This window comes from Serratia sp. X10 (assembly GCF_017811775.1).
Lineage (GTDB): Bacteria > Pseudomonadota > Gammaproteobacteria > Enterobacterales > Enterobacteriaceae > Serratia > Serratia ureilytica.
The window spans coordinates 164,661-179,696 of record NZ_JAEIOH010000005.1 but is presented as its reverse complement, the minus strand read 5'-3'; the positions used below and the strand labels follow the sequence as shown (position 1 = coordinate 179,696).

The following is a 15,036-nucleotide window of genomic DNA, read 5'->3' as shown; positions in this document are numbered from 1 at the left end:
GGCTATTTTGCCGCCAATTGTTCACCTTCGCAATCATAAGGTGTTGTTTAAGTGCATTCTGATATTTCGCTTTTGGGTTGTCGCCGAACGCCGTGCCCGATAACCTCTTCTTAACATATCAATATGACACAAGATCGGGCGAGCGTTTGAGCGAGAAAATCGGCTGGATAGACAACCTGCGGGCGATGGCGTGCATGATGGTGGTGATGATCCACGCCACCACCTATTACGTCACCAACGGCGCGGCGATAGGGTTGCACAACTGGGACATCGCCAACGTGCTGAATTCACTGTCGCGCGTGTCGGTGCCGCTGTTCTTCATGATTTCCGGCTACCTGTTCTTCGGCGAAAAGAGTGCCGGCCGGCGGCATTTCACCCGCATCCTCTGCTGCATTCTGTTCTACAGCGCCATTGCGCTGATCTATATCGCGGCTTTCACCAAGATCGGTTTCTGGCCGTCGCTGCGCGGCATCCTGCAAAAGCCGGTGTTCTATCATCTGTGGTTTTTCTACGCCATCGCGGTGATTTACCTGCTGTCGCCGCTGATTAGCGTCAAACCGGTATCGCGCCGCTACCTGGCCGCCGCGCTGGTGGTGTTGGCGGCGATCGCCAATCCGAATACCGATAAGCTGACCTTCGGCAACGCGCATCTGCTGCCGGTTAACCTGTATATCTACGGCGATACCTTCTACTACCTGCTGTATGCGTTGGCCGGACGGGCGATTGGCATGATGGAGGCGCGCGGGCGCGCCGTGGGCTGGTTGGCGGCGTTGGGATTTGCGCTGTGCGTGGCGCTGATCGCGCGCGGCACCAAACATCAGCTGTTCATCAACGGCAACTTCGCTGATACCTATTACATCTACAGCGGCCCGCTGGTGTTTATGGCGGCGGTGGCGCTGCTGGTGTGGGTGAAACACTGTCTGCCGCAGCCGATCGGCTGGCTGAGCGTATTTTCCCGTCATTCGCTGGCGATTTACGGTTTTCACGCCCTTATCGTCAACGTGATGCGCAATCGGCACCTGGATTTCATCGGCCACCCGCTGCTGGATATCTTCTGGGTGTTCGGCGTGGCGCTGGGGGGCAGCCTACTGCTGTCTGTCGGCCTGCAGCGGCTGGATACCCGCCGGCTGGTGTCATAGCGGCGAGCGCTGGCGCTGCTGGGCGCGGCGCAGCTGCCGCCCGGAAGAAAACCCAGCCGCCAGCGCGGCCTTCTCCAAGCCATACCCTTGCTGCAGACGCTGTTGCGCCACCGCCAGCCGCAGCTGCTCATGATATTCCCGCACGCTGATGCCGACGTGGTTGCGAAACAGCCGCGCCAGGTGGCGGCTGCTGACGTGCGCCTTCTCCGCTATCTGCGGCACTGACCAGTCGGCCTCCGGCTCGGCGGCCATCACGTCCTGCGCGCGGTGCACCGCCGGGTGCAGGTGGTTGCGGTAGCGCAGCCAGGGCGACAGCTGCGGATCGTCACCGGCGCGGCGGAAATAAACCACCATGTCGCGTGCGACGTCGCGCGCCCGGCCGGAGCCACAGTGGTGGTGGACCAGGTGCAGCGCCAAATCGATGCCGGTGGTGATGCCCGCGCTGGTGTAGACGCCACGGTCTTCGACGAAGATGCGGTTTTCTTTCACCTGCGCCGCCGGCGCCTGCAGGCGGATACGTTCGATGACGTCGTGGTGGGTGGTGCACTGATAGCCGTCGAGCAGCCCGGCCTGCGCCGCCAGCAGCGCGCCGGAACAGATGCACACCAGGGTGATGCGCTGCCGTTGCAGATCGGGCCGCAGCGTCGCCAGCCAGCGGCGCGCCTGCTCGGCCTCCTCTCCGGCGAAATAGCGCTGCGAATCGCCGACGCCCGGCAGCACCAGGATGGCGCCGTCTTCCAGGCGCTCGGGCAACGGCTGCAGGCCGCTCAGCGTCATGCCGATGGAGCAGACGATCTGCGGCGCCGGGCTGAGGTAACGCAGGCTGAACTGCCCGGCGAGGCGCAGGGTTTCCGCCGGGCCGCTGACGTCCAGCGACAGCACGTTGGGCAACAGCAGAAAATAGACGGCCTGCGACATGATTACTCCTGTGCGAGTTGCGCCAGCGCCTCATCCACGCTGGCGATGCGGGCGAAACGATCGACCAGTACGGTTTCAGTATGCCGCTTCAACTGCGCGGGGGTAAAGACTTCGCCGTCGGGATGGCGCATCGGGAAGGTCAGCGTCGCCTCGGTGACGAAAGTCACCCGATAACCGAGATCGGACGCCACCCGGGTGGTGGTTTCGCAGCACTGTTCGGTGCGGATGCCGGAGACGATCAGGTGGTTGATGTCCCGCTCGCGCAGCCAGGCGTCGAGGCCGGATTCGGTCAGCGCATTGTGCACATGCTTGTGTACGGTGATATCCGCCTGATGGGTGAGGAACGGCAGGCGCTGCACATGGCCCGAAGCCAGTGAGAACGGACCTTGCGGCGAAACGTGCAGCACGTCGACCAGGGCCGCGCCGCGCTGTCGGCAGCCCGCAATCAGGCGGGTCAGCGCCTGTTGAAACGCCGGCAGATCGTCCTCCTGCCAGAATGGACGGTGCTGGAATGATTGCTGGACATCGATGATCAATAACGCGCTCTGTGACATTTTCGGCCCTCCGCCAGTGTGTGTGGCGACCATCTTGCGCCGCGCCTTACTCTGGCAGAAGGCCAAAAACGGCCATCATGATGACAACAACGGACCGACCTTAGGCTTTGCTCACCTGACCGGCCACCAGGCGCCCCTGATGGAAGGTGGCGCTGCGCGCCGGCAGACGGGCGACCGCCTCGGCGGAACAGCTGGCGTTGACCAGCACGAACTCCGCGGCATCGCCGGCTTTCGGCCAGGCGCGCTGGCCCTTATCGTCCAGCGGCAGTACGCCGCCGGTGGAGATGGCCATGGCGCGCGACAGGTGATACTCGTCGGAACCGCGGTACAGCTGGGCGTAAAGGTTCGCCTTCTCCAGAATGTCGCCGGTGCCGAACGGCGACCAGTGGTCGATTACGCTGTCGGTGCCGGTCATCACGAACACCCCTTTCTCGCTGAGCTGCGGCAGCGGCATCATCAGGCCGCCGATCGGCACCGTGGAGGCGATGGTGATCTGCTGCGCCGCCAGCCGGGTGGCGGTTTCCGCCAGTTCACCCGGCGTCAGCGTGGTCAGGGCGAAAGCGTGGCTGATGGTGACCTTGCCGCGCAGCGCCGGGTTTTTCTCCACGGTGGCGATCATGTAGTTGATGGCGGCGACCCCGGCCGGGCTGGTTTCATGCAGGTGGATATCCACACCTTTGCCGGTATCGAGGGCGATCTGGAACATGGCGTCGAGCGATTTCTCCATCGCGCCGTCGACGTTGGTCGGATCCAGCCCGCCGACGTACTGCACGCCCATCTGCATCGCTTCACGCATCAGCGCATCGACCCTGGAGTGCAGCAGGCCGTGCTGCGGGAAAGCGACGATTTCACAGCTGAAGTCCGCCCGGTGGTTTTCCAGCGCGCGCTGCAGGTGTTCCAGGCTTTTCAGGCCGCTGACCGGATCGATATTGCAGTGGCTGCGCGCCACGGTGCTGCCTTTGGACTGCAGCAGGGCGATCAGGTTTTCCGCCCGTTGCTGCGAGGTGGGCAGCAGTGTCGGGATCAGCGTCTGCTCCAGCGCGATCATGTCCATGATGGTCTTGCCCTGACGCGGGCGCGGCGCCTGCCACGGCCCGCTGTAGAAGGTTTTGTCAAGGTGGATGTGCATATCGCGAAACGCCGGCAGCAGCAGTTGGCCCTGCGCCTTATAGCGGGGCGCGCCGGCGGGCAGCGCGGCGTTGGCGGCGTGAATGGCGGCGATCTTGCCGTCTTTGATCTCCAGTGTGTACAGCGCGGTGCGGGTGCCGATCACCGTGTCGCCGTCGTATTCAAAGCCGTCTTCCAGCCGCACCTCGCTCAGGCAGTAGTGACGATCGGTCAGGGTCATCGGCGTTGGCGCACACGGCTCGCCGCCAAGAGACGCGGCCTGTGCCACACCGCCGGTCAGGCCGATCACCGCGCAGGCGGTGGTGAGTTTGCCGGTTTGGCTGAGGAAGGCTCTGCGGCCCGGTTGTTGAGGGTTTTCCACGTTCGGTTCCTTAATCCAGAGGTGAGGGGTGAAAACATCCTCCAATTTAGGAGAGGAACCGGCCGGTTGGCAGCGACATTTGCCACTGGTGACTATTCGATTTGGTAATGATCGGCGTGCGGCCGGGGCAAGGATTTTCCTGGCTTGCTCTTTCGTAGCTTTAATAGCTACATTTGTAGTCATTAAAGCTACATGAGGTTAGCGTGATGCACGATCCGATGCTCGAATTGCTGTTCAGCGAATACCGTAGAAAAGTGCTAAGCCTGCTGTTTATTGAAGCCGGGCGTGCGTTTCATGTGCGAGAAATTGCGCGGCGCACCGCAACTCAGGCTGGCACTTTACATAAAGAGTTGAGCAGGTTGGCGGAGAGCGGCATCTTGCTCAGGCAGCGGCAGGGTAACCAAATTTGCTATCAGGCCAACGCCGATTGCCTGATTTTCCCTGAGCTGGCGGCGATTTTCCGCAAGGTTTGCGGGCCGGCGGAGTGCTTAAGGCAGACATTGGCAGCGTTTGGCGAAGCTATTGAACGCGCTTTTATTTTTGGTTCTGTCGCCAGTGGCAAAGCGACGGCGGCCAGTGATATCGATGTTCTGATTGTCGGCAAACTGTCTTTTGCGGAGGTGATTCAGGCGGTTTACCCGCTGCAGGAAACGCTGGGTCGGGAAATTAACCCCAAACTGTACTCGCCAGAAGAGTGGCGAGCGGCTTTGGCCGAGAACTCCGCGTTTATACAGGACATTATGCAGAAACCCCAACTTTGGATTGCGGGAGACAAGGATGACGCTGGACAATCTGGTCGGGCTGGGACTGGAGGTGATAACGCCTGACGCGGGGGCGATTAAAAAATTGCTGGCCGCCGCCGCTCGCAATCGACGCGATGCGGGTATCACTCAGCTCAGCAATGAGAGCCGTTTCGACACGGCATATAAAGCGGTCATGCAAATGGCGAATGCCGCTTTGCAAGCCAAAGGATACCGCACGCTGACCAGCAAACCCGGCCATCACCAGATCATGATCCAATCGTTGCCGCTCACCGTAGGGCTGCCGCGAGAGGAAATGATCTGCCTGGATGCATTGCGAAAGCAGCGCAACGTGGCGGATTATTCCGGCGACTTGGTGACGGACGCGGCGGTACAGGCTTGCCTTGAGCAGACAGAAGCGCTGTGGGTACGGATTATCGACTGGCTGCAGCGCGAATATCCGCAGATAGTGGCGTAAGCTGCCTTACTTAAGCCCGCAAAACGCCGCCAGCCGCTGGGCCAGCGCCAGCGTGGCGGCGGGGGCGCCGTCGCGGTAGTAGAGCGCCAGTTCGAAGCTGTCTATCGGCGGCAATCCTTCGGCCGCGCCCAGCACCCGGTGCGTTGGCAAACGGCAGCCGGCCGGCAGCAGGGTGACGCCCAGCCCGGCGGCGGAGGCGGCGGTCAGCGCCGCCAGGCTGGCGCTGCTGTAGCCGATGCGCCAGCGTTTGCCGAGGTTGTCGAGCGCCTGGCACAGCTCGTCGCGGTACAGGCCGTTCAGTGGAAATACCGCCAGCGGCACCGGCGATTGCTCGATGGCCGGGAAGGCCAGGCTGTCCAGCCACAGCAGCGGTTCCGGCCGCGCGGCGCGCGGCGGTTGCCGGCGGCGCTGCTTCACCATGATCAGATCCAGCTCTTCACGCGCGTAGGCGCTGTGCAGATCGGCGCTCAGGCCGCTGGCGACGTCCAGCCGCAGGTGCGGGTGCTCACGGTTGAATTCGGCCAGCAGCCCGGTGGTGGGCACGGCGAAATCTTCCGGCATGCCGATCCGCAGCACGCCGTCGCGCCAGATGCCGGTCAGCGCATCGTGGGCTTCTTCATTCAGCGCGATAATGCGGCGCGCGTAGCTCAACAGCTTGACGCCTTCTTCGGTCAGCAGCACCTGATGCGAGGAACGCTCAAACAGCGGCTTGCCCAGCATCTCTTCCAGCCGGCGCACCTGCTGGCTGACGGTGGACTGCGACAAAAACACCCGCTCTGCGGCACGGGTGAAGCTGTTGCTGTCGCACACGGCGACGAAGCTGAGCAGCAGCTGCGGATTGAACATCGGGTAACGATTCATTTTCCCACTGTTGGCTATTTTATTATTTAATTTCCCAATACTAGCGGCGTTGCCTACAGTAACGCAACGCTGCGGCGATCGCGCTGTGACGCCGCACTCTTCATTTCGCAGTACCAGGAATATACCGTGTTAAATCATTCTGTTAATTCATCTTCTCCACGCCGCTGGCTCAATCCTCTGCTGCTGGCGCTGGTGTTGATCGGCCTGAACATGCGGCCGCTGTTGACCTCGATTGGCCCGTTGCTGCCGACGTTGCGCCAGGCCACCGGGCTGAGTTTTGGCGGCGCGGCGCTGCTGACCACGCTGCCGGTGCTGATGATGGGGCTGATGGCGTTGGCGGGCGGCGCCATCAATCGGCTGTTCAACGAACGCAGCGCCGTGGCGTTGAGCCTGCTGGCGATCGGGCTGGGCGCGCTTTGGCGCGAACTGGCCCCCGGCAGCGTGCAACTGCTGATGAGCGCGGTGCTGGGCGGGCTCGGCATCGGGGTGATCCAGGCGGTGATGCCCGGTATCATCAAGCATCACTTCCTTAAAAGCATGGCGCTGGTGGCCGGGCTGTGGTCGGCGGCGCTGATGGGCGGTGGCGGGTTGGGTGCGGCGATCACCCCGTGGCTGATGAGTACGGGGCACGACTGGCACAGCGCGCTGGCCTGGTGGGCGTTACCGGCCCTGGTGGCGCTGCTGGCCTGGTGGCCGGTCAGCCGCGGGCTGTCTCGCCTGGGCGCGGCGGGCGAACACCGCGGGCCAGGCCTGCTGCGCAACCGGCGCGCCTGGCTGCTCGGCGCCTATTTCGGCCTGATCAACGGCGGTTATACCAGCCTGATCGCCTGGCTGCCGCCGTATTACATGCAGCTCGGCTGGCAGCCGCAGGCCAGCGGTTCACTGCTGGCGCTGATGACCTTCGGCCAGGTGATGGGCGCGCTGCTGCTGCCGGCGCTGGCGCGCAATCATGACCGGCGGCCGCTGCTGTTGCTGGCGCTGATGATGCAACTGATCGGCTTTATCGGCCTGATTTATCTGCCGCAGACGCTGCCGTGGCTGTGGGTGTTGCTTTCCGGGCTGGGGCTGGGCGGCGCGTTCCCGCTGTGTTTGGTGCTGGCGCTCGATCACCTGCACCAGCCAGCGGCGGCCGGGCGACTGGTGGCCTTTATGCAGGGCGTCGGCTTCCTGCTGGCGGGCGTGACGCCCTACCTCTCCGGCCTGCTGCGCGACTACAGCGGTGGCTTCGTGCTGGACTGGCAGATCCACGCGCTGCTGGTGGTGGTGTTGATCGCCATCACCTGGCGCTTCCATCCGCACAGTTACCGGCGGGCGTTCGCCGAATAATATTTCTGTCATTGCCGCTCCCTATAGTGACGTTGCTTTTACTTCTGGGCGATAACAACGAAAAGGGACAATGACATGCACAACACCAAAACCCGGCTGGCGCTGCTGGTCGGCTGCATGGCGCTGAGCGCCAACCTGTGGGCCGAGGCGCAGCCGGTGCCGGCGACGCTGGCGGGGCATGCGCTGCTGCCGGTGAAATCCGCCGTTTCCACACCGAAGGACGCGCCGAGCGATCTGCAACAGAGTGGCAAATACACCAGCGGTAAACGCGTCACCGAGTTGGGCAGCGTGGCGGGTAAATCCGCCGATCGCCTGACCGGCATCGGCCTGCCGATCAACGGCCAGCCGCTGCAGGGCCACTCCGGCATCAAACACATGCCCGACGGTACCTACTGGGTGCTGACCGACAACGGCTTCGGCAGCAAGGCCAACTCCCCGGACGCCATGCTGTACCTCAACCACTACAAGATCGATTTCAAAGACGGCACGGTCGCGCCGCTGAAGACGGTGTTCCTGCACGATCCGGATAAAAAGGTGCCGTTCCACATCATCAACGAGAGCACCGAGCAGCGCTATCTGACCGGCAGCGATTTCGATCCGGAAAGCTTCCAGTTTGCCGACGATGCCTTATGGATCGGTGAAGAGTTCGGGCCTTACCTGATCAAGGCCGACCTGAACGGCAAGGTGCTGGCGGTGTTCGACACCAAAGTGGACGGCAAGGTGGTGAAATCGCCAGACAACCCGACGCTAACCCTGCCGGGCGCGCCGGACGGCAAACAGAACTTCCAGGTGGCGCGTTCCAAAGGCTTTGAAGGCATGGCCGCCTCGCCGGACGGCAGCAAGCTGTACCCGCTGCTGGAAGGGGCGCTGTGGGATGGCGAACAGTTCGAGAACGTCGACGGCAAACGCTACCTGCGGGTGCTGGAGTTCGACGTCAAACAGCAGGCCTGGACCGGCCGCAGCTGGCAGTACGTACTGGAAGACAACCAGAACGCCATCGGCGACTTCAACATGATCGACGCCAGCCACGGGCTGGTGATCGAGCGCGACAACGGCGAAGGCACGCCGGATAAAGCCTGCGCCGCCGGCGCGCCAACCGACAACTGCTTCAGCCAGGTGGCCAAGTTCAAGCGAGTGTATAAAATCGCTTTCTCGGACGCCAATGTCGGCAAACCGGTCGAAAAACTGGGCTATATCGACCTGATGAACATTCAGGATCCGAACAAGCTGGCGCGCAAGCCGCTGAACGACGGCGTGCTGACCTTCCCGTTCTTCACCATCGAGAACGTGGACGTGGTGGACGCCAACCACATCATCGTCGGCAACGACAACAACTTCCCGTTCTCCTCCAGCCGCCAGCCCAATATGGCGGATGACAACGAGTTCATCCTGCTGGACGTGAAGGATTTCCTGAAGTAGCGCTCCCCGGCCGCCGAATCGCCGGCGGCCGCCATTTCCCGCTTAGCGCAGCGAACAAACTGCGCTATAATCAGCGCCTTGCTTCTTCTCTTCTCCAAGGAAGATCCTCGTCCCCGGTGGGGCGGCCGGACTTCAAATCCGGTTGGGGCCGCCAGCGGTCCTGGGCAGGTTCGACTCCTGTGATCTTCCGCCAAATTACTGTTTCCCTCACTTTCTTAAATTCAACAAAATCCTATCCAAGCGAGTCAGCTTGCAGACATTTTTTTGGAAAATAACAGTTGTTCGAGTAATGAGCTTCGATGTGCTTCTCTGGCATACTAAGCGAATTACAGCGCTGTAAGTCAGATTAAAGCGGAGGCGACATGACAGACAAGCACTTAACCCAATCACCGGCAGGTGAGTTTGTTATGTTTGCCAGCGATGACGGCGAAGTGCGCGTTGAATGCCTTTTTGAACAAGAAACGCTGTGGCTGCCCCAGTCGACCATCGCGAATCTTTATCAAGTGACTCCCCAGGCGATTACGCAGCACATCAAAGCGATCTACGAAGAAGCGGAACTTGAACAAAACGCAACCTGTAAGTCTTACTTACAGGTTCAGCAGGAAGGGGCCCGTCAGGTAAGTCGCAATATCCTGCACTATAGTCTGCCCGTTATTCTTGCTGTTGGTTATCGTGTTCGTTCGCCTCGTGGCACCCAATTTCGCCAATGGGCGACCCAAACGCTTCAGGAATACCTGATCAAAGGCTTCGTGATGGATGACGAACGGCTTAAAAATCCGCCCGTGGGTTCATCCTCTGTACCTGATTACTTTGATGAGATGCTGGAGCGCATCCGTGATATCCGTGCCAGTGAGCGTCGGGTTTATTTGCGGGTTAGGGAGATCTTCGCATTAGCCGCCGACTATCAGCCGTCACTTAAAGAGACAACGTTGTTTTTCCAAACTATCCAAAACAAGCTGCATTTTGCCTGCACAGGCCACACCGATGCTGAACTCATCCATCAGCGGGCTGACGCCAACCAGCCCCATATGGGCTTGAGCAACTATAAGGGCGAGGAAGTACGTAAAAGCGACGTGACGGTGGCGAAAAATTACCTCAATCAAGACGAAGTCAGCGAACTCAACCGCGTGGTCAACATGTGGTTGGATTTCGCTGAAGATCAGGCGCGGCGTCGCCAACAGGTGTTCCTGCGTGATTGGCAGGATAAGCTGGATCAGTTTCTGCAATTTAACGACCGTGACGTTCTACAAGGTGCTGGCACGCTCAGTAAGAAAGCGGCAGATGAAAAAGCGCAGGCTGAATACGTCCAGTATGCCGAGCAGCAGCGCCGCTTAAAAGAAGCTGCGGGGGAACAGGATATCGCCGGTTTACTGCAGTGGAAAACCGATACCAAAAAGCGGCCATAAAGCCTCTTAAACTCCACAAGCAAAATCATTTGGGGGCAGAATAGGGGGCATGGTTCAAAATCGAACTGGATAAAACTGAGTAAATTCAACTGAAATTGCTATCAAATGTGACTCCTGTGATTCCGCCAATCCCTGACCATTTTCCTATGCTGAACGATACGGCTATCTTTAATGCAATGAGTAAGCTCGGCTGTGCGCGTCATTCGGAGGTCAACATGCGAAGCTTGGAAGATCAACTTGCCGCTTATGCCGCCTATCACCGCGATGCGCGCAATATCGCCACGCATTTTATCGGCATCCCCCTGATCGTCGTCAGCCTGCTGGCGCTGCTCTCCCGGCCGGTATGGGGCGCGGGGGGGCTGCCGTTTTCGCCGGCCTGCGCGATGGTTATCGTTGCGGCCCTTTATTACCTGCGATTGAATCTGCGCCTTGGCATTCTGATGCTGGCGTTGCTGCTGCTGTGCCTCGTGTTCGGCGCCTGGTTGGCGTCGTTGTCGACGGCGGCGTGGCTGAGCGTCAGCATCGGCGGCTTCGTCATCGGCTGGCTGTTTCAGTTTGTCGGGCATTTCTGGGAGGGGCGAAAACCGGCGTTTATGGACGACGTGACGGGCCTTGTCATCGGCCCGCTGTTCGTGCTGGCGGAAGCCTGCTTCCTGGCCGGCGGGCTACGCGAACTGCAGCGGAACATCGAAATGCGCTCGGGCAAAGTGCGCAACGGGAGGGGCTGAGGTGGCGTTGATTCCCACGGTGACGGCGTTTCCGCTGCAGCAGGCTTTTATCCCGCTGCTGGAGGCGCTGACGGCGGAGCTGCCGCGCCAATTCCCGGCGCTCATCCACAGTATTTACCTCTATGGCAGCGTCGCGCGCGGCGCAGCCCTTCCCGGCGTGTCCGATCTGGACATCACGCTGTTGCTCATCAAGCCGGCCGATAGCGGGGCGTTGCAGCGTCTTGAGGTGTGGCGGCAAGCCTTTCAGCTGGAGCAGCGTATCGTGAGCAAGGTCGACTTTGACATCGGCTGCGTTGATGAAGCATTGGCGCCGGAGCATCACGATTCCTGGGGATTTTGGCTGAAGCATCACTGCCGCTGCCTGTGGGGCGAAGACGTGTCCGCCGTTTTTCCGCTGTTTCGACCCGATCGGCGCATCGCGTTGGCGGTTAATGCCGATGTGCGCCGCGTATTGGAGCGTTATCGGGAGCAGCTGTTGCTGGCAGAGCCGTCTTCGGATGAACGGCGCTTAAAACGCGAAGCGGCCAGAAAGCTGATCCGCGCCACCAATATGCTGCGCGCCGAGGAAAGCGAATTCTGGCCAACAACGCTAACCGATTATGCCGAACAGCTGTTGGCGCGCTATCCGGAACAGCAGGCTGAAATGACATATTTGCTTGTCCATGCGCTTGGCGAGGCGAATGACGCCGCCTTTGCCGATCGGATGATGGATTTTCTTGCGTGGATAGAAAGCCGCCGGTAAACCGGCCGCCACGCGAGATCGCATCGGGTGACGGATGCCGATATCCGCCCCCTCCCGCCGCACTTTTAACAAAATCGCAAAAGTCTTTTAGCCTTCCGCCTGCTTATCTTTGGTGTGATCAATGTCATACTTTTGGCATCTTAACTTTCCCGCGCTTCGGCAGCGGTTAACCGGAGTTGTTGAATGAAAATTAACTATCCCTTATTAGCCCTGGCGGTGGGGGCGTTCGGCATCGGCACGACCGAGTTTTCCCCGATGGGGTTGCTGCCGACGATCGCCAAAGGGGTGGACGTCTCCATCCCGATGGCCGGCATGTTGATCAGCGCCTACGCCGTTGGCGTGATGGTCGGCGCACCGCTGATGACGTTGCTGCTTTCTCACCGGGCGCGCAGAAGCGCGTTGATCTTCCTGATGGCGATCTTTACCCTGGGTAATGTGCTGTCGGCGGTTGCGCCTGACTACACCACCCTGATGCTGTCGCGCATCATCACCAGCCTGAACCACGGCGCGTTCTTTGGTCTCGGTTCAGTGGTGGCCGCCAGCGTGGTGCCGAAGGAGAAACAGGCCAGCGCCGTGGCGACCATGTTTATGGGCCTGACCATCGCCAATATCGGCGGGGTGCCGGCTGCGACCTGGCTGGGTGAAACCATCGGCTGGCGCATGTCGTTCCTGGCGACGGCCGGGCTGGGCGTGATCGCCATGCTGGGGCTGTGGTTCTCGTTGCCGAAAGGCAGCGCCGGCGCGCGCCCTGATGTGAAACGCGAGCTGTCGGTGTTGGTGCGCCCGCAGGTGCTGTCCGCCTTGCTGACGACCGTGCTGGGCGCGGGCGCGATGTTCACGCTCTATACCTATATCTCGCCGGTGTTGCAGCACATCACCGATGCGACGCCGCTGTTCGTGACGGTCATGCTGGTGTTGATCGGCGTCGGTTTCTCCATCGGCAATTACCTGGGCGGCAAATTCGCCGACCGCTCCGAGAGCGCGACGCTGAAGGGGTTCTTGCTGCTGCTGGTGGTCATTATGCTGGTGATCCCGTTCCTGGCGCGCAGTGAAATCGGCGCCGCAGTCAGCATGGTGATTTGGGGTGCGGCGACCTTCGCGGTGGTGCCGCCGCTGCAGATGCGCGTGATGCGCGTGGCCAGCGAAGCGCCGGGTCTGTCGTCATCGGTCAATATCGGCGCCTTCAACCTGGGCAATGCGCTGGGCGCCGCCGCCGGTGGCGCGGTGGTCTCCGCCGGTCTGGGTTACAGCTTCGTGCCGGTGATGGGGGCGATTATCGCCGGGTTGGCGCTGCTGTTGGTATTGTTCACCAGTCGCCGAGCCGAAAAGGTGGCCTACGCCAACGGTTAAAAACGGCAGCGTGCGGCGGGTTTTACCCACCGCACGCTTTTTGAGCGCGTATTGGTTGAGGAGGCCGGGCATTGCACGCAGCGGATAGTCACATGCCGTATCGGAATTGCTCAAAATCAACGACGCCGGACGCGCGCACTTGAGACAACGCCGCGCCATACTGCAGCAACAGGTTCAGCTGATAGTCGATCCTTGCCCGCAGTAGCTGCTCATAGTCGTCAGCGGGCAGCGGGGTTCTCAACGTATCGTTGGCGTAGCGCACGATAATGTGATCCGGGAGGTAACAAATATGGTTGTTTTTATAGCCACTGCTCCGCAGTTCATGGATCGGATAAGCGCCGCCCATGCCCGATGACACGCTGACCAACAGCGCCGGTTTATGGCCGACATATTCTGCTTCGCAGAGCAGTAAGAAGTTTTTCAGCATCGGCGGTGCCATGCCGTTCCACTCTGGAGTAACGATAATCAGGGCCTCGGCTTTGCTCAAACGTTCATGGCACGTTTTAAGCACCGACCATTTCTGCTCATTCGTTTCCATATCTTCATCCCACAGGGGAAGATTGATTTCCGCTAATTCAAGCGTATCGACAAAGTGATCCTTCTGCTGGAGCTGACGGGCAATATAATTCGCCACATTCCGGGAGTTTGATTGTTTGCGATGGCTGCCGGTCACGATAGCGATGTTCATTACGATCTCCTTATTTTCTGCGGCCGATTGGCATAAAACGACCACAACATTAAGCTGGCAGGGGCGATGGCGCTGATTATCAGCACATAGGACCAGGCATATTCGTAACTTTCCTGGAATAGGATGACGACCAGCCCCGTCGCAAGCACGCGGTTGATCAAGGTGAATAACTGGCCGGTCGAAAAAACGCGCCCAATTTTTTCACTGCCTATTTCGGTAAGAACGACATTCTGGCTGCTAATACGTGATGCGGAGTTGAATAAGCCGAGGAAGAAAGCCCCGCATAAAATCACCGGCAACGTGGGGGAACTGGCGATCAACAGAACCGTTAAGGCGAAACCACCGGTAAAAAGGTGAACCAATTTTCTCGCGGGGAATTTGGGTGCCAACCAACCCAGCAGCAGGCTGACTAAAATGGCGCCCAGGCCATAAATGATGCCGAAAGAAGCGTAAGACTCAATCGAGGCATGCAGAACTTCATGCATAAAGGGGGCCTGAATCACATTGACCACCATGATGCAGACGAAGGGTACTGCGCCGATCAGAAGATACAAAATGACATTCCGATTTTCAGGCTGGAACTGAATGAGCGAGCTTTTTGGCATCTGAGTGCTTACGGGGGAGTGCCGCTGGTAGGGGATGGCTAACAAGATGAACAGAGAAATGACAATCAGCACGACCAACAACACAAAAATAGTGTCATAGCTCAAATAGGACGACACGGAGATGACCAAAAGCGCAGAGATGAGCGTCGATGCTTGCGATTCCATCTCAAGAAGAGAGTTGGTTCGTGACAGATAATCACCGCTAAAAATATCTTTAATAAACCCCTGTCGAGCGATATAAAAAATAGCGTAATAGAATTGAACGACAAAATAGGTGATGACTAAAGGCAGCATAATGCTGAAAGAAAAATACCGGCTGAAAATAGCCAGAATGAAAGCGATGCAAATAAGGGCGTTGAGCACCGTGAGCAGGTTTTTTCTATTGAATTTGTCGACCAGCATGCCGATCCATGGCGTGACGAAGATCAGCGTTAATGAGGACATTGTCGCCATCATCGCCAACAGTCTGGGTTGCTCTCCTTCATTACTGATATACCAAGGGATGATATACATCCCTATGCTGACGGCGACCGAGGAGAAGAAATTGGATGCTATCAATAAGGCCAGGCAAGTGTTTTGCGACAAATTCATGA

At 59.5% G+C, this 15,036-nt stretch carries 15 protein-coding genes and 1 tRNA gene; 10 read left to right on the top strand and 6 right to left on the bottom strand.

Translation table 11 applies throughout. From position 1 onward, the window contains the following. Window positions 1–146: 146 nt before the first annotated feature. Window positions 147–1,139, top strand: a complete 993-nt coding sequence (locus J9788_RS17865) for an acyltransferase (RefSeq protein WP_182265627.1) — start codon at window positions 147–149, stop codon at window positions 1,137–1,139. Here the strand turns inward: J9788_RS17865 and J9788_RS17860 are convergent. The 3 genes from J9788_RS17860 to J9788_RS17850 all read right to left on the bottom strand — a co-directional run bounded on the left by J9788_RS17860 (window position 1,134) and on the right by J9788_RS17850 (window position 4,100). Further along, complete coding sequence (locus J9788_RS17860; protein ID WP_182265628.1) at window positions 1,134–2,057, bottom strand: GlxA family transcriptional regulator; 924 nt, start codon at window positions 2,055–2,057, stop codon at window positions 1,134–1,136. The two genes, J9788_RS17865 and J9788_RS17860, sit on opposite strands and share 6 nt — an antisense overlap. A gap of 2 nt (window positions 2,058–2,059) precedes the next feature. Then, on the bottom strand, window positions 2,060–2,611 hold the full coding sequence (locus tag J9788_RS17855; protein ID WP_046898791.1) for an isochorismatase family protein: 552 nt from the start codon (window positions 2,609–2,611) through the stop codon (window positions 2,060–2,062). A gap of 100 nt (window positions 2,612–2,711) precedes the next feature. Beyond that, window positions 2,712–4,100: an amidohydrolase family protein gene (locus J9788_RS17850; RefSeq protein WP_046898792.1), complete on the bottom strand. Its 1,389-nt coding sequence runs from the start codon at window positions 4,098–4,100 to the stop codon at window positions 2,712–2,714. A gap of 206 nt (window positions 4,101–4,306) precedes the next feature. Between J9788_RS17850 and J9788_RS17845 the strand changes: the two genes are divergently transcribed. Together J9788_RS17845 and J9788_RS17840 are read left to right on the top strand one after the other, a co-directional pair. After that, a complete protein-coding gene (locus tag J9788_RS17845; protein ID WP_046898793.1) occupies window positions 4,307–4,927 on the top strand; it encodes a nucleotidyltransferase domain-containing protein in 621 nt (206 codons plus the stop codon). Continuing rightward, the gene (locus tag J9788_RS17840; RefSeq protein ID WP_046898794.1) at window positions 4,878–5,318 is read left to right on the top strand and encodes a hypothetical protein; all 441 of its coding nucleotides are present in this window, start codon (window positions 4,878–4,880) and stop codon (window positions 5,316–5,318) included. Before J9788_RS17845 ends, J9788_RS17840 begins: the two co-directional genes overlap by 50 nt. A 6-nt stretch (window positions 5,319–5,324) precedes the next feature. On the opposite strand, the gene J9788_RS17835 is transcribed toward J9788_RS17840, so the two are convergent. Beyond that, window positions 5,325–6,179 carry a LysR family transcriptional regulator gene (locus J9788_RS17835; protein ID WP_046898795.1) on the bottom strand — a complete coding sequence of 285 codons (855 nt, stop codon included), beginning with the start codon at window positions 6,177–6,179 and terminating at the stop codon, window positions 5,325–5,327. 126 nt (window positions 6,180–6,305) lie between these two features. Between J9788_RS17835 and J9788_RS17830 the strand changes: the two genes are divergently transcribed. The 7 genes from J9788_RS17830 to J9788_RS17800 all read left to right on the top strand — a co-directional run bounded on the left by J9788_RS17830 (window position 6,306) and on the right by J9788_RS17800 (window position 13,150). Then, complete coding sequence (locus J9788_RS17830; protein ID WP_072056095.1) at window positions 6,306–7,505, top strand: cyanate transporter; 1,200 nt, start codon at window positions 6,306–6,308, stop codon at window positions 7,503–7,505. Window positions 7,506–7,580: 75 nt separating this feature from the next. Then, window positions 7,581–8,924, top strand: coding sequence for an esterase-like activity of phytase family protein (locus J9788_RS17825; RefSeq protein ID WP_182265629.1), 1,344 nt, complete (start codon window positions 7,581–7,583; stop codon window positions 8,922–8,924). Between the two features lie 98 nt (window positions 8,925–9,022). Beyond that, a tRNA-Sec gene (locus J9788_RS17820) sits at window positions 9,023–9,117 on the top strand. 169 nt (window positions 9,118–9,286) lie between these two features. Beyond that, entirely contained in the window at window positions 9,287–10,330 is a 1,044-nt protein-coding gene (locus J9788_RS17815; protein ID WP_182265630.1) for a virulence RhuM family protein, read from the top strand. A 215-nt stretch (window positions 10,331–10,545) separates the two neighbouring features. Continuing rightward, complete coding sequence (locus J9788_RS17810; RefSeq protein WP_046898875.1) at window positions 10,546–11,058, top strand: DUF962 domain-containing protein; 513 nt, start codon at window positions 10,546–10,548, stop codon at window positions 11,056–11,058. Window position 11,059: 1 nt separating this feature from the next. After that, complete coding sequence (locus J9788_RS17805) at window positions 11,060–11,800, top strand: nucleotidyltransferase domain-containing protein (RefSeq protein WP_046898798.1); 741 nt, start codon at window positions 11,060–11,062, stop codon at window positions 11,798–11,800. 183 nt (window positions 11,801–11,983) lie between these two features. Continuing rightward, complete coding sequence (locus tag J9788_RS17800) at window positions 11,984–13,150, top strand: MFS transporter (protein WP_182265631.1); 1,167 nt, start codon at window positions 11,984–11,986, stop codon at window positions 13,148–13,150. A gap of 88 nt (window positions 13,151–13,238) precedes the next feature. Here J9788_RS17800 and J9788_RS17795 read toward each other — a convergent pair whose 3' ends face one another. Continuing rightward, complete coding sequence (locus tag J9788_RS17795; RefSeq protein WP_046898800.1) at window positions 13,239–13,838, bottom strand: NADPH-dependent FMN reductase; 600 nt, start codon at window positions 13,836–13,838, stop codon at window positions 13,239–13,241. Next, window positions 13,838–15,034: an MFS transporter gene (locus tag J9788_RS17790; protein WP_046898801.1), complete on the bottom strand. Its 1,197-nt coding sequence runs from the start codon at window positions 15,032–15,034 to the stop codon at window positions 13,838–13,840. Before J9788_RS17790 ends, J9788_RS17795 begins: the two co-directional genes overlap by 1 nt. Window positions 15,035–15,036: the final 2 nt, after the last annotated feature.